13 protein-coding genes are annotated in these 14,091 nt (G+C 64.1%); 7 read left to right on the top strand and 6 right to left on the bottom strand.

The genetic code is table 11. The features are described 5' to 3' along the window. Positions 1 to 8: 8 nt before the first annotated feature. The 7 genes from SR858_RS23630 (at position 9) to SR858_RS23660 (ending at position 6,677) form a co-directional block, all read left to right on the top strand. Positions 9 to 1,805 carry a PepSY-associated TM helix domain-containing protein gene (locus SR858_RS23630; protein ID WP_154820004.1) on the top strand — a complete coding sequence of 599 codons (1,797 nt, stop codon included), beginning with the start codon at positions 9 to 11 and terminating at the stop codon, positions 1,803 to 1,805. A gap of 281 nt (positions 1,806 to 2,086) precedes the next feature. Continuing rightward, positions 2,087 to 2,380, top strand: coding sequence for a hypothetical protein (locus SR858_RS23635; protein WP_051120360.1), 294 nt, complete (start codon positions 2,087 to 2,089; stop codon positions 2,378 to 2,380). Positions 2,381 to 2,481: 101 nt separating this feature from the next. Beyond that, positions 2,482 to 3,705, top strand: a complete 1,224-nt coding sequence (locus tag SR858_RS23640) for an MFS transporter (protein WP_019923358.1) — start codon at positions 2,482 to 2,484, stop codon at positions 3,703 to 3,705. A gap of 184 nt (positions 3,706 to 3,889) precedes the next feature. Next, entirely contained in the window at positions 3,890 to 4,834 is a 945-nt protein-coding gene (locus tag SR858_RS23645; RefSeq protein ID WP_019923359.1) for a dihydrodipicolinate synthase family protein, read from the top strand. A gap of 20 nt (positions 4,835 to 4,854) precedes the next feature. Further along, on the top strand, positions 4,855 to 5,505 hold the full coding sequence (locus tag SR858_RS23650) for a GntR family transcriptional regulator (protein WP_040378042.1): 651 nt from the start codon (positions 4,855 to 4,857) through the stop codon (positions 5,503 to 5,505). Between the two features lie 226 nt (positions 5,506 to 5,731). Then, a complete protein-coding gene (locus SR858_RS23655) occupies positions 5,732 to 6,271 on the top strand; it encodes a hypothetical protein (RefSeq protein WP_019923361.1) in 540 nt (179 codons plus the stop codon). A 70-nt stretch (positions 6,272 to 6,341) separates the two neighbouring features. After that, complete coding sequence (locus SR858_RS23660; RefSeq protein WP_019923362.1) at positions 6,342 to 6,677, top strand: carboxymuconolactone decarboxylase family protein; 336 nt, start codon at positions 6,342 to 6,344, stop codon at positions 6,675 to 6,677. Positions 6,678 to 6,689: 12 nt separating this feature from the next. Here SR858_RS23660 and SR858_RS23665 read toward each other — a convergent pair whose 3' ends face one another. From SR858_RS23665 to SR858_RS23690, 6 genes are all read right to left on the bottom strand, one after another. Continuing rightward, positions 6,690 to 8,294 (bottom strand): alkaline phosphatase D family protein, encoded by a 1,605-nt coding sequence (locus SR858_RS23665; RefSeq protein ID WP_019923363.1) that lies wholly within the window; start codon positions 8,292 to 8,294, stop codon positions 6,690 to 6,692. A gap of 151 nt (positions 8,295 to 8,445) precedes the next feature. Further along, positions 8,446 to 8,781, bottom strand: a complete 336-nt coding sequence (locus SR858_RS23670; protein ID WP_026637555.1) for a DUF2004 domain-containing protein — start codon at positions 8,779 to 8,781, stop codon at positions 8,446 to 8,448. 92 nt (positions 8,782 to 8,873) lie between these two features. Continuing rightward, complete coding sequence (locus tag SR858_RS23675) at positions 8,874 to 9,332, bottom strand: hypothetical protein (RefSeq protein WP_154820003.1); 459 nt, start codon at positions 9,330 to 9,332, stop codon at positions 8,874 to 8,876. 297 nt (positions 9,333 to 9,629) lie between these two features. Then, a complete protein-coding gene (locus SR858_RS23680) occupies positions 9,630 to 10,403 on the bottom strand; it encodes an enoyl-CoA hydratase (RefSeq protein ID WP_019923365.1) in 774 nt (257 codons plus the stop codon). A gap of 75 nt (positions 10,404 to 10,478) precedes the next feature. Further along, positions 10,479 to 11,675 carry an acetyl-CoA C-acyltransferase gene (locus tag SR858_RS23685; protein ID WP_019923366.1) on the bottom strand — a complete coding sequence of 399 codons (1,197 nt, stop codon included), beginning with the start codon at positions 11,673 to 11,675 and terminating at the stop codon, positions 10,479 to 10,481. A 15-nt stretch (positions 11,676 to 11,690) separates the two neighbouring features. Then, a complete protein-coding gene (locus SR858_RS23690; protein ID WP_019923367.1) occupies positions 11,691 to 14,090 on the bottom strand; it encodes a 3-hydroxyacyl-CoA dehydrogenase/enoyl-CoA hydratase family protein in 2,400 nt (799 codons plus the stop codon). Position 14,091: the final 1 nt, after the last annotated feature.

The raw sequence follows: 14,091 nt of genomic DNA on the forward strand, positions 1-14,091 counted from the left end.
GGCGGCGCGTGTTTCCCGTGGGAGGCGGCTGGCGTCAGACCATGGCGTGGCTGCACACCTGGACCGGCCTGCTGGCCGGCTGGCTGCTGCTGGTGATGTGCCTCACCGGCAGCGCCGCCTATTATCGCGACGAGATCAGCCTCTGGATGCAGCCAGCTTGGCACGCGGGTGTGGCCGCCAGGACTACCGCGGACGGCCAGCGCGAAGCGGCGCGGTTCGCGCTGGCGCACTTGCAGCACACGGCGCCGCAGGCAGACAGCTGGATCATCGACCTGCCGCAGCCGCGCAAGCCGTACACCGAAATCAGCTGGACCAGCGCGCGCGGCCAGCGGCTGGGGCCGGGCGCCGGCAGGCCCGGCGGCAATTTCGAGTCCGCCGCGCTCGATGGCGCCGGCCAGTTGCTGCCGGCGGAGCGCGCCACGCGTGGCGGCGGCTTCTTTGCCGTATTCCACTTCACCCTGCACTATCTGCCCGTGCGCTGGGGCCGCTGGATCACCAGCATCGCCACCATGGTGATGCTGGTGGCGCTGGTGAGCGGCGTGATCACGCACCGGCGCTTCTTTGCCGACTTCTTCACTTTCCGCCCTGGCAAGGGACAGCGCTCGTGGCTCGACGCCCACAACGCGCTGGCCGTGCTGGCCCTGCCCTACCACGCCATGATCTGCTACAGCGGCCTGGCCACCCTGATGCTGCTGACCATGCCGGCAGCCGTCAACCAGCTCTATCCCGACAATCGCGGCGACTTCGTGCGCGCCGCCCTGCCGCAGGCGCCGCCGCTGGTTGCCGCCAGCGGCCGGCCAGCCTTGCTGGCGGACACAGGGCCAGTGCTGGAGCAAGCCTACGCCCGCTGGAACGGCGGCCTGGCCACGCGCCTGACCGTGCAGCGACCCAACGACGCGGCGGCGCGCTACATCGTCCAGCGCGACGAGGCCGAGCGGCTGTCCAGTGAGCGCCAGAGCCTGGTGTTCGATGGTGTTGCCGGCACGGTGATCGGGGGCAGCGGCGCTGCGCGATCAAGCGCCACTCCTTCGGAGGCCTCACCCTTGGGGGCCGCAGCGGCGGCTGCCACTGCATCGATTAACGCAGCGTCGGTTGCCGCAGCGCCTGCGTCAGCGGCTTCGACTGTCACCGCATCGGTTGCGGCACCGTCGGTTGTCGAACCTTCGGCGGCAGCAGCATCGGCTGACGTACCTTCGGGTGCCGCAGCATCGGCTGCCGCAGCATCGGCTGCCGCAGCATCGGCTGCCGCACAAACCCGCAATACGCTGGTGGGTCTGCACCTGGGCCATTTTGCCGATCCGCTGCTGCGCGCGCTGCTGTTTGCCTGTGGCCTGGGCGCCTGCGCCCTGATGGGTACTGGCGTGCTGCTGTGGACGGTGAAGGCGCGGCTGCGCCCGCGTCCACCGGCCGGGCTGCGGCTGGCCGAAAGCCTCAACCTCGTCACCCTGGCCGCGCTGCCGGCAGCGATGGCCGGGTACTTCTGGCTCAACCGCCTGCTGCCCGACACCATGGCGCGACGGGCAGCCGCCGAGATCGACGGCTTCTTCATGCTCTGGGGCATGCTGGCCGTGGCCGCGCTGGCCTGGCCGTCGCGCCGCATGTGGATGGTGCAGTTGCTGCTGGGCGCCGCCCTGTTTGCCGCGCTGCCGGTACTTAACCTGGTGACCGCGCCGGCCGACGCCCATGTCGCGCTGCTCGATATCGGCACCGGCATGGTGGCCGCCACCGACGCCGGCCTCCTGCTATGCGGCGCACTGCTGGGCTGGGCCGGCTGGCGCCTGCGGCCACGGGTAGTGGCGCCATGAAGCGGCCTTCCTTGCCGCGCCCGGATCCAGTGTCTTCGAGCGTTGACGCCACGAGGCAGCCTCCCTTGCCGCGCCCGGATCCAGTGTCTTTGGGCGTTGACGCCACGAGACGGCCGCTCTTGCCGCGCCCGGATCCAGTGTCTTTGGGCGTTGACGCCACGAGACGGCCGCTCTTGCCGCGCCCGGATCCAGTGTCTTTGGGCGTTGACGCCACGAGACGGCCGCTCTTGCCGCGCCCGGATCCAGTGTCTTTGGGCGTTGACGCCACGAGACGGCCGCGCTTGTCGCGCCCGGATCCGTGGCGTTGGCAAGTGGCGCTGCGCGCCATCACTGCCATCGCTGGCGGCTACGCGCTCACGGCGCTGGCGTCAGCTACCCTGGCGGTGCTGGCCCTGGCGCTGGGGATGGCGCGCGTGGACGCGGCGCTGGCCGGCATGCTGGCCAGCTTTGCCTGCTATGGCGCCATCATCGTCTGGAGCTTCGGTGCGGCCACGCTGGCGCGGCTGTGGGGGTCGCTGGCGGCGGCGACAGCGCTGCTGTGGGTGGTGCGGGCGGTGGTGACGGCACTGGCCTGAGGCGTCTAAGTAGGACTACGCAAGCCGGGCCGTGGCCAACGCAGGTCGGCCAAACATGCTAAGGTTGACCCTTTTTGCCACTGATTCTTCAGCCACTGCCGATGCATTCCGACCCTGTTTCCGACACCTCCCTCCCCGCCGTTCCGATTGCCGCGCCGCACGGCGCCGGCCTGGCCAATTTCGCGCTGGCCATCGGTGGCCTGGCGATAGGCACCGGCGAATTCGCCTCGATGAGCATCCTGCCGATCGTCGCCACCGACCTGCACACCGACCTGCCGCACATGGGCCACATGATCAGCGCCTATGCGCTGGGCGTGGTGTTCGGCGCGCCGCTGATCGCCATCTTCCTGGCGCGGATGCCGAAAAAGGCCATGCTGGTGATGCTGATGGCGCTGTACGCGGCCGGCAACCTGCTCAGCGCCGCTGCGCCGGCCTACGGTTCGCTGCTGCTGGCGCGCTTCGTGGCCGGTATTCCGCACGGCGCCTATTTCGGCGTGGCCGCGCTGGTGGCGGCCGCGATGGCGGTGCCGGAAAAACGCGGCCAGGCCGTCTCGCGCGTGCTGCTGGGACTGACGATTGCCAACATCTTCGGGGTGCCGCTGGCCACGTGGCTGAGCCAGGCCTTCGGCTGGCGTTCGGCATTCCTGGTCGTCGGGGTGCTGGGCGTGGTCACCGCGCTGATGGTGCGCCGCTACGTGCCGTTCATCGCCGCCGGCGACGCCAGCCCGCGACGCGAGCTCGGCGTGTTCCGCCGCGCCCAGGTGTGGGTTACCCTGCTGATGGTGTCGGTGGGCTTTGGCGGCCTGTTCGCCGTGTACACGTACGTGACGCCGACCCTGCTGGAAATCACCAAGGTATCGCCGAACATGGTGGCGGTGCTGCTGGCCCTGATCGGCGTCGGCATGACGCTCGGTAACCTGGTAGGCGGCTGGCTGGCCGACCGCTCGCGCCTGTGGACCATTTTTGGTGCGCTGGTCTGGAACGTGGTGGCGCTCACCGCCTTCTACTACACCAGCGCCAACGTCTGGGCCGTGGCGATCAACCTGTTCCTGATCGGCTGCGGCATCGCCGTCGCGCCAGCCGTGCAAACGCGCCTGATGGACGTGGCCGGCGACGCCCAGACCGTCACCGCCGCCCTGAACCACTCGGCCTTCAACTGCGCCAACGCAGCCGGCGCCTGGTTCGGCGGCATGGCAATCGCCCACGGCCTGGGCCTGCAATCGACCGGCCTGGTCGGGGCCATGCTGGCGCTGGGCGGGATTGCGGTGCTGGGGGTGTCGGTGTTGATGGAGCGGCGGTCGATGCCGGCGGCGGTGCCGGCCTGATCGCCGTGCTGCGGCAGTTCGTCATCTCGACGGCAAATTCACTCGCCGTCGAGATGGCAAAGTTTGCTCGAATGAGCACCTTGCACGACTAAATCTGCATAGCCCCCACCTCGATTGTATAAAATATCCAAAACCGCAGTATGATTTCGCCCATGCCCTTTCCCCTCCATCTGAAGGAAACACCATGAGCGACAATATTTTCACCGGCACCATCCCGGCCCTGATGACCCCGTGCACCGCCGACCGCACGCCCGACTTCGACGCTCTGGTGCGCAAGGGCCGCGAGCTGGTCGATGCCGGCATGAGCGCGGTGGTGTACTGCGGTTCGATGGGCGACTGGCCGCTGCTGACCGAAGCGCAGCGCCAGGAAGGCGTGGCGCGTCTGGTGGCCGCTGGTGTGCCCACCATCGTCGGCACCGGTGCGGTCAATTCGAAAGAGGCCGTATCGCATGCCGCCCACGCGGCCAACGTCGGTGCGCAAGGCCTGATGGTGATTCCGCGCCTGCTGTCGCGCGGCTCGTCGCCGGCGGCGCAACACGCGCACTTCTCGGCTATCCTGCAAGCGGCGCCGGCGCTGCCGGCCGTCATCTACAACAGCCCGTATTACGGCTTTGCCACCCGCGCCGACCTGTTCTTCGAACTGCGCGCCAAGCACCCCAACCTAATCGGCTTCAAGGAATTCGGCGGCGCTGCCGACCTGCGTTATGCGGCCGAGCACATCACCAGCCAGGATGACGATGTCACCCTGATGGTGGGCGTCGATACCCAGGTGGTCCACGGCTTCGTCAACTGCGGCGCCACCGGCGCCATTACCGGCATCGGCAATGCGCTGCCGCGCGAGGTGCTGCACCTGGTCGCCCTGTCGCGCAAGGCTGCCGCCGGCGACGCCGTGGCCCGCCGCCAGGCGCGCGAACTGGAAGCGGCGCTCTTGGTGCTGTCGTCGTTCGACGAGGGTACCGACCTGGTGCTGTTCTACAAGCACCTGATGGTGCTCAACGGCGACACCGAGTACACGCTGCACTTCAACGAGACCGACGCCCTGAGCCCCAGCCAGCGCCGCTACGCCGAATCGCAATACGCGCTGTTCCGCGACTGGTACGCCAACTGGAGCCGGGAAGTAGTCGCGTGAAACATGCCGGCCTGGCGGTGATGACCGTCGCCGACCAGGCGGCGGACGCGCTGCGCCGCAAAATCATGTCGGGCGAACTGGCCGAAGGGTTTTCCCTGCGCCAGGACGCCCTTGCCGCCGAGTTCGGCATCAGCCGGATCCCGGTGCGCGAAGCGCTGGTGCAACTCGAGGGCGAAGGGCTGGTCAAGATCGTCGCGCACAAGGGCGCGGTGGTGTCGGGCTTGTCGCTCGACGAGATCAGCGAGCTGTTCATGCTGCGCAGCGTGCTCGAACCTTTGCTCCTGAAGAAGTCAGCGCCAAAGCTGACGCTGGAAGACTACGCCCAGCTCGACGCCATCCTGGCCGAATACAAGGTGGAATTACTGGCCCAGCACACCACGCGCTGGGGCGAACTCAACATGCGCCTGCATGACGTGCTGCTCGCGCGCGCCAACCAGCCGCGCACGGCGGCCATTGTCGCCGCCCTGCTGCAGCAAACCGACCGTTATACGCGCATGCAGCTGTCGCTCAGCGCCGACAGCATCCGCCAGGCCCAGCACGAGCACGAGGAACTTGTTGATCTCTGCCGCCACGGCGACGTGCGCGGTGCGGCAGCGTTGCTCAAGCGGCATATCGAGCACGCCAGCCGTGATCTCGAGCGCTTCATTTTGTCGAATCGGCGCGCAGGTTAGCTGCCCCAAGGGACGGTTGAACCGTGCCAGCAGCCGTTCGCTGACATTCCCATAACCGGGGCTGCAACGACCCGTGTCCCCGCGCACGTGCGCCCGCTTGCCAAAAGTTAGTCCCGCCCCGTCCCTCCCGGACAGTATTCGCAGCACGGCAATCTCGCTATTCTCATTACACGTTTGCGGCACATTCCCGGTTGCCGCGAGCCTCATTGACCTTTAGGAGAGTGCCATGACCGTTATCCGTTCCGACCTGATTCTGTCCCAGTCCGCCTTCAGCCACGTCATCGATGTGCCGTTCGAGAAAGTCGATATTGCCAAGTGGCTGTTCACGCTGCCCGACGCCGAATACCAGCGCTGCGCCCCGCCCGACCACATTGCCGCCGGCGCCACGTTCACCGATGACGGCCGCCGCATGTCGATCAACGTCGAAATGATCGGCTCGGGCCTGGTGGTGCAGCACTACGTGGGCGAGATTACCGAAGCGGCGCACTGCAAGATGGTGTCCACGTCCGACGTGTTTACGCCCAGCGGCCGCACCAAGGTGCAGGTGATCTGGGACCTGAGCGTGAAAAAAATCGACGACAACCGCTGCGAGTACACCAACGGCGTCGTGTCGCATCCGACCGAGGAATTCCTGGCGTTCATCAAGGAACACGGCATCTCGTGGGAAAAAGCCTGCGCCGACCGCCAGTCATCGTCGGGCGACCATAACCGCCGTGAGACACCGCTTTTTGCCGAGAGCATTGCCCGCGCTGCGCGGGCGGCCTGACCGGCAACACCGCTGCCTGGCGGTTGCCGCAATGCGACAGCCGCCGTCTACCAACCCCCAGGAGTTATGTATGCCAGACATCGATTTCACCAGCCCCCGCGCCGCTGCCAGGCCATTTACGCCCAAGCTGGCGGACCTGGTCGAGCAGCCGCTGTTTTCACAGGTCTGGGCCGACCCCGACCTGGCGCCGCGCGACCGCAGCCTGATCACCATCGCTTGCCTGGTGGCGCTCAACCACATGGACGAATTGCCCGCCCACCTGCACCGCGCCGTCGCGCATGGCGTCACGCGCCAGGAGCTGGCCGCCGCCATCACGCACCTGGCGTTCTATGCGGGCTTTCCGGCGGCGATTTCGGCATCGGCCCATGCCCAGGCAGCGCTGGGCGAGGCCGGCGAGTCTGCGTGACCTGCTGGCGCTTTACACGCCTGCCGCCGGCAGCGTCTGGGCAAACTGCGAAACACCGTCAAGGTTGAACAGCTCGACCTTCATCGCCCTGGTGCGCGGGTCGATATTGACTTCGCCGAAGAACTGGTAGCCGGCAAACGGCGACGAGTTCTGGATCAGCGGCGCTTTCGAGAAGACCGCCGTGGGGCCGAAGGTCTTGTCGAGCACGCCCGGGCCGAAGGCGCCGGCATTCATCGGGCCGGCGACGAATTCCCAGAACGGCGCAAAGTTCGTGTACCGGGCCTGGGCGGGATCGTAATAGTGGGCGGCGCAGTAATGAACGTCGGTGGTGATCCAGACCACGTTGGGGACATCCTTGATGCTGCTGAGCAGGCGCGCCATTTCAAGTTCGCGGCCCAGTGGCACGCCGTCGTTGCCGTTGGCCAGCGCTTCCCATAACGCTTCGCCCTGGGCGTTCTTGCCGTCGCCGACATTCAGACCGATGGGCATGTCGGCGGAGATGACTTTCCAGGTGGCGGTCGAGGCTTTCAGCCCGGCGATCAGCCACTCCACCTGCTCCCGGCCCAGGAATGCCGAGCTGGCGTCTTCCGCGCTCTGCAGGTTGGTGCTGTTAGGGCCGCGGTAGCTGCGCATGTCGACGACGAAGACGTCGAGCAGCGGGCCGTGCGAGATGGTGCGATAAATGCGCTGAGGTTCGCTTTGCTTGTAATAGCGCATCGGCGCATATTCGAGGAAGGCGCGGCGGCCGCGCGCGGTGAGGGTCGCAATGCTTTTCTCGGTGTACCGCGCATCGGCCGACAAATCCTTGGACGCGCTGTAGTTATTGGTCACCTCGTGGTCGTCCCATTGCCAGATCTGCGGCACCTGGGCAGCGAACTTGCGGAAGTTCGCATCGAGCATATTGTAGGCATGGCGGCCACGGTATTCCTTCAGCGTCTCCGCGACCTTGCTCACTTCTTCCGTGACCAGGTTGCGCCACACCTGGCCGTTTTCTGCGGTTGCCTGGGCCAGGATCGGGCCGTCGGCATAGATCGTGTCGCCATTGTGGATGAAAAAATCAGGGTCGCGCAAGCGCATCGCTTCGTAGATCTTCATGCCGCCAAAATCGGTATTGATGCCCCAGCCCTGGCCGCACTGGTCGCCGCTCCAGTGAAACCGCACGGCGCGGCTGGCATCGGCAGCGGGCGTGGTGCGAAACTGTCCGGTAATGGTTTCGCTTTCGATTTTCGCATTGTCAGGGTCCACGTAGCGCACGCGCACGAAGACCGTCTGGCCGGCCGGCAAGCCGGCCAGATCGACACGGGTAGTGAAATCGGTGGCGTCGCTGGCGGTGGGGCCATTGATGCGGCTGGCGTTGCTGAATCGTTCGCTGGTATCGTATTCGACGATCATCTGCGCGTTGCGATCGCTGCGGCTCCAGATGATGGCCCGATTATCGGTGATGTCGCCAAACTGTATTCCCGATGGCATCTTCGGCCGTTCCTTCTCGCTCACTCCGATGGCCGCATGGCTGCTGCCACCGCAACCGGCCAGCAGCAGCGAGCCGCCCAGTGCCGAACTGCCGACCAATGCCCCACCCTGGGCCAGGAAACTGCGACGCGAAATCGATGAAGTCATGCTTGCTCCGATCATTTAAGAGCGGACAAGCTTAGGTTTTTTATATGACGTGGCGATGAAATCGGCAACGGAGCGGGGGTGGCGGGGGCAAGATCACGCGGTCTGTTACGAAGGACTGAATTCCCCATGGCAGACCTTGATCTACGTAACGCTAACTTTCCATCGATATTTCTTCAACTTCTCCAGTCTCATCGAAGCGAACGCTGATCACATAGTCCGTGACGTCATCCGGAAGCGTAAAATCAAAGACATCCAAACCATTATCGTCATCATCTCCCCAATGCGAGTGTAACTTGAGGATATCGAGGACTCGAATCGGCTCCGGTCTGCTCGTTCCGAGATGTTTCTTCCAGTATTCGCCGTCTAACTCATCTAGATGATGGGATGCGAACAGGTCAACACCTGACTCATCTTCACCTGTTCCAAAGGACTGTTTGATAGCAGCACGGGCAGCCGCTTCTCGCCTCGAAACTTCGTCTTCACTCATAAATCTGCTCCGGTTATTTGTATATTGCTTTCAAAGCGACTTCTTGCTTAGGCCCGCTTCTGGCCGGTCATGGTCCAATATCGCAGCATAACTTAGAGTTGAGGGTGCAGGTAGCCAGCCCTTCCGGAAAAAAGGCCGGGTGCCCACGCTGCGCAGCGGCCTACGAAGCTGACAGTCGCACTCTGCCCTGCTACGGACTCCAGTTCGACTATGCATACAAAGGGTTCACCTCTGATGCCGGTATAGCCGACCTGTACTGGAGCGTTGAACTGCACAGTGAGCGTCGCTCGTTTTAGGAAATGCCAGGCGACGTTCTGCTTAGACAGCGCTGTGCGCAAAGCGGCCGATTGCTCAACAACGACGTTGGTGGTGATTTTATTAGTTGGGTAGGCATCCCCAGAAATGAGATCAAGCTCGACGCGCCACGGTGTTGTGCGCACGCTGCTATATAGCACACCTAATGTCCAGAAACCTTGGTAGTCGTTGTTGCGGCCTATGAATCTGGCAAGTAGGCCGGAAGCGACGTGATTGAGGCAGGAACGAATTTTCATGCGTGGTCCTAAAAAGGGCAAGCGCCCTTTCAGCCCATCCGCGATGCGGAGCACCCCATCATATCACCACTGTGACCGATATAGGTTACGTCCACCTTACCCAATGTCGGGGCAAAGTTCCAAGGTCCGAGCGTGGCCAAAAGCGGAAGTCCGACCAGTATACGGCAGCCGCCCTTTACCTCACAACCAGAGGTTCGTCTGACAGCGGCTCTCAACAGGCGCGTGGGCATCATTTCGCTTATTAACGTACTTCCAGGGCTGTTCCGCCGACTCGCCGTGCGCACGCGCCTGGCGTCATCAGGCAAACTTGGTGAAGTCCGGCTTGCGCTTCTCGAAAAACGCCGTAAACGCTTCGCGCGCCTCGGGCGACAACAGCATGGCGCCGAAGTGCTTGTTTTCAGCCGCGATGGTGTCGCTGATCGCGTTGCTGCGGCTGGCCTTCATCAGCTGCTTGGTGGTGCGGATCGAACTCGCTGGCAGAGCGACCAGCTTGGCCGCCTGGCCGCGGGCAAATTCCAGCAGGTCGTCGGCCGGCACCACTTTCGACACCAGGCCCATTTCCAATGCTTCGGGCGCGAGGAACGCTTCGCCCAGCATCAGTTTTTCCGCCGCGCGCGGGTAGCCGGCGATTTGCGTGAACAGCAGGCTCGAGCCGAATTCCGGGCACAGGCCCAGTTGCGCGAACGGCATCGAGAACTTGGCGTTGTCGGCAGCGTACACGAGGTCGCAATGCATGAGCAGCGTGGTGCCGATGCCCACGGCCGCGCCGGAGACGGCAGCCACTACCGGTTTCGTCGCGCCCGACAGCGCCAGCATGAACTTGTAGACTGCGCGGTCTTCCAGGTCGCCGCTGGTGGGGGCGTTTTTCATGAAGTCTTCCAGGTCGTTGCCGGCCGTGAAAATTTCGGGCTTGCCGGTGATCAGGATGGCGCGGACGGCTGCGTCTGCTTCGGCATCGTTGATGGCGTCGGCCATGGCCTGGTACATGGCGGCGGTGATCGCGTTCTTGCGCTCGGGGCGGTTGAATTCCAGGGTCAGGATGCCGTCTTGCTTGGTGCTCAGAATGTCCATGCTATCTCCAGATTATTTGCAAAAAGGGCGCCGAGGTTTGCACCACAGCGCCCTTTTTTATCGATAAGAAACTGCTTATACGCGTTCGATGATACCTGCCGCGCCCATGCCGGCGCCCACGCACATGGTGACCATGCCGTATTTCAGGTTGTTACGACGCAGTGCGTGCACCACGGTGGCGGCACGGATGGCGCCGGTGGCGCCCAGCGGGTGGCCCAGCGCAATCGCGCCGCCCATCGGGTTGACCTTGGCCGGGTCCAGGCCCAGGTCGCCGATCACGGCCAGTGCCTGTGCAGCAAACGCTTCGTTCAGCTCGATCCAGTCCAGCTGGTCCTGGGTGATGCCGGCTGCCTTGCAGGCGTCGGGAATCGCGAACTTCGGACCGATGCCCATGATTTCCGGTGGCACGCCCTTGACCGCGAACGACGAGAATTTCGCCAGCGGGGTCAGGTTGTGCTCGCGCAGGAAACGCTCGGACACGACCAGCAGCGCACCGGCGCCGTCGGACATCTGCGAGCTGTTCGCAGCGGTGACCGAACCCTTGGCGGCAAACACCGGCTTGAGCTTGGCCAGCGATTCCACGGTGGAATCGGCGCGCGCGCCTTCGTCGGTGTCAACGGTGCGGGTCTTGATGTCGATCTCGCCGGTGGCCAGGTTCGGCGTGCGGGTAATGATCTCGACCGGCGTGGTCTCGTCCTTGAAGAAGCCGGCCTGCTGCGCGGCGATGGCGCGGCGGTGCGATTCGACTGCAAACGCGTCCTGCGCTTCGCGCGAGACTTTCCACTGGGTCGCCACTTTTTCGGCGGTCAGGCCCATGCCGTAGGCCATGCCCACGTTCTCGTCCGAGAACATATTCATGTTCATCGATGGCTTGTTGCCCATCATCGGCACCATCGACATCGATTCCACGCCGCCGGCAATCATGGCGTCCGCTTCACCGACGCGGATGCGGTCGGCCGCCATGGCCAAGGCGGTGATGCCCGAGGCGCAATAACGGTTGATGGTGACGCCGCCGACGGTTTTCGGCAGGCCGGCCAGCAGCACCGATTGGCGGGCAATATTGAAACCCTGCTCCGCTTCCGGGAACGAGCAGCCGATGATGGCGTCGGTAATCAGCGCCGGATCGAGGCCCGGCGCTTGCGCCAGTGCCGACTGGATCACGCGCACCAGCAGGTCGTCCGGGCGGGTCTTGTTGAACATGCCGCGCGGCGCCTTGCCGATCGGGGTACGGGTGGCAGCGACGATGTATGCGTCTTGAAGTTGTTTGGTCATTATGTTCTTCCTAGATTAGTTGCGTACCGGCTTGCCGGTTTGCAGCATGCCCATGATCCGTTCTTGCGTCTTTGGATGATTCAACAGCTCGAGGAAGGCCTTGCGTTCGCGATCCAAAATCCACTGCTCGCTCACGAACGAACCCTGGTCGATGTCGCCGCCAGAGACGATCTCGGCGATCATGTCGCCCAGCTTGAAGTCGTGCGCCGAAATGAAGCCGCCGTCGCGCATATTGACCAGCTGCGCCTTGATGGTGGCCCAGCCGTAGCGGCCGGTCACCTGGATCGGCGCTTTTACCGGCGGACGGTAGCCCTTGTCGAACATGGCGCGCGCTTCCACCTTGGCCACGTGCAGCAGCTCGTAGGCGTTGAACACGATCACGTCGTCTTCCTTCAGGTAACCCATCGCCTGCGCTTCCAGTGCCGACTTCGACACGTTGGCGGTAGCCGCATTGGTGAAACCGGTTTTCAGGAATTGCAGGATGTCGTTGCCCTTGGCTTCCTTGTAAGCGCGCGATGCCGCTTCTTTCAGGCCGCCGCCGGCAGGAATCAGGCCCACGCCCACTTCCACCAGGCCGATGTACGATTCGATCGAGGCCACGCGCTTCGATGCATGCAGCACCAGCTCGCAACCGCCGCCCAGCGCCAGGCCAGCCACTGCCGCAACCACCGGCACGTTGGCGTATTTCAGCGACATGAACGCGTCCTGCAGGTCCTTGATGATCGGATCGACCGCCTTGGCGCCGCCTTGCATGAAGGCTGGCAATGCCGATTGCAGGTCGGCGCCGGCCGAGAAGGCGCCGCCTTCGGCTGCGTCCGCGTTCCAGATCACCAGGCCCTTGAAGTTTTTCTCCGCTTCGGCCAGTGCCTTGGTAAAGCCGGTAATCACGTCCGGGCTGATCACGTGCATCTTGGTTTTCAGCGAAATCACCAGGACTTCGTCGTCCATGTGCCAGATGCGCACCGAGTCGTCCTCGTGGAACGTGGTGCCGGCCGTACGGCCATCGATGGCGCCTGCGCCCACCACCGGTGCACGGAACGCCTGGCGCTCGTACACCGCCAGGGTCGAACGTGGCACGAACGATTGCGACACGGCCGACCACGAACCCTCAGGGGTATGCACGCCGCCCTTGTCGGCGACCGGGCCTTCGAAGACCCAGGCCGGCAGCGGTGCGGACGACAGCGCCTGGCCGGCATCGATGTCTTCCTTGACCCACTGCGCTACCTGCGACCAGCCGGCGGCCTGCCAGGTTTCGAACGGGCCGACGGTCCAGCCGAAGCCCCAGCGCATGGCGAAGTCGATGTCGCGGGCGTTGTCGGCCACGGTGTCGAGGTGCACGGCGATGTAGTGGAACGCGTCGCGGAAGATCGCCCACAGGAACTGGCCCTGAGGATTGGTCGATTCGCGCAGCGCTTTCATTTTCTTGACCGGATCTTTTTCTTTCAGGATGCGGCCGATGATGTCGGCAGCCTTGCCGCCGCCCGGTACGTAGTCACCGGTGGCGAAGTCAAGGCGCAGGATGTCCTTGCCGACCTTCTTGTAGAAACCGGCGCCGGACTTCTGGCCCAGTGCGCCCTTTTCCACCAGCTTGGCCAGCGTTTCCGGCGTTTTATAGACGGCGGCAAACGGATCGTTCGGCAGGTTGTCCTGCATGGTCTTGATCACGTGGCCCATGGTGTCCAGGCCCACGACGTCAGCGGTGCGGAACGTGCCCGACTTGGCGCGACCGAGCTTGGCGCCGGTCAGGTCATCGACCACGTCCACCGACAAACCGAATTTTTCGGCTTCATGGATGATGGCCAGGATGCCGAACACGCCCACGCGGTTGGCGATGAAGTTCGGCGTGTCTTTCGCACGAACCACGCCCTTGCCCAGGGTGGTGGTCAGGAAACCTTCGAGCTGGTCGGCGATTTCGGGCTTGGTGAACTCGGTCGGGATGATTTCGACCAGGTGCATATAGCGCGGCGGGTTGAAGAAGTGCACGCCGCAGTAGCGCGATTTCAGGTCGGCATCGAAACCTTCGGACAGCGTGGTGATCGACAGGCCCGAGGTGTTCGAGGCAAAGATGGCGTTGGCGCCGATGTGCGGAGCGACCTTCTTGTACAGGTCATGCTTCCAGTCCATGCGCTCGGCGATCGCTTCGATGATCAGGTCGCACTCTTCGAGCTTGGCCAGGTCGTCTTCGTAGTTGGCCACTTCGATCAGGGCGGCGTGGTCCTTGTTACCCAAGGGAGCTGGCGACAGTTTTTTCAGGCCTTCGATGGCTTTGAGGACGATGCCGTTTTTCGGGCCTTCCTTGGCCGGCAGGTCGAACAGCACGACAGGCACTTTGGCGTTGACGCAGTGGGCGGCGATTTGCGCGCCCATCACGCCGGCGCCCAGCACGGCTACTTTTTTAACGATGAAATTGGTCATG

The organism is Duganella zoogloeoides, assembly GCF_034479515.1.
Classification (GTDB): Bacteria; Pseudomonadota; Gammaproteobacteria; order Burkholderiales; family Burkholderiaceae_D; genus Rugamonas; species Rugamonas zoogloeoides.

Coding starts and splice junctions, on each gene's coding strand:
- SR858_RS23640 (WP_019923358.1), top strand. CDS start 2,482: ATGCATTCCGACCCTGTTTCCGACACCTCCCTCCCCGCCGTTCCGATT.
- SR858_RS23645 (WP_019923359.1), top strand. CDS start 3,890: ATGAGCGACAATATTTTCACCGGCACCATCCCGGCCCTGATGACCCCG.
- SR858_RS23650 (WP_040378042.1), top strand. CDS start 4,855: ATGACCGTCGCCGACCAGGCGGCGGACGCGCTGCGCCGCAAAATCATG.
- SR858_RS23655 (WP_019923361.1), top strand. CDS start 5,732: ATGACCGTTATCCGTTCCGACCTGATTCTGTCCCAGTCCGCCTTCAGC.
- SR858_RS23660 (WP_019923362.1), top strand. CDS start 6,342: ATGCCAGACATCGATTTCACCAGCCCCCGCGCCGCTGCCAGGCCATTT.
- SR858_RS23665 (WP_019923363.1), bottom strand. CDS start 8,294: ATGACTTCATCGATTTCGCGTCGCAGTTTCCTGGCCCAGGGTGGGGCA.
- SR858_RS23670 (WP_026637555.1), bottom strand. CDS start 8,781: ATGAGTGAAGACGAAGTTTCGAGGCGAGAAGCGGCTGCCCGTGCTGCT.
- SR858_RS23675 (WP_154820003.1), bottom strand. CDS start 9,332: ATGAAAATTCGTTCCTGCCTCAATCACGTCGCTTCCGGCCTACTTGCC.
- SR858_RS23680 (WP_019923365.1), bottom strand. CDS start 10,403: ATGGACATTCTGAGCACCAAGCAAGACGGCATCCTGACCCTGGAATTC.
- SR858_RS23685 (WP_019923366.1), bottom strand. CDS start 11,675: ATGACCAAACAACTTCAAGACGCATACATCGTCGCTGCCACCCGTACC.
- SR858_RS23690 (WP_019923367.1), bottom strand. CDS start 14,090: ATGACCAATTTCATCGTTAAAAAAGTAGCCGTGCTGGGCGCCGGCGTG.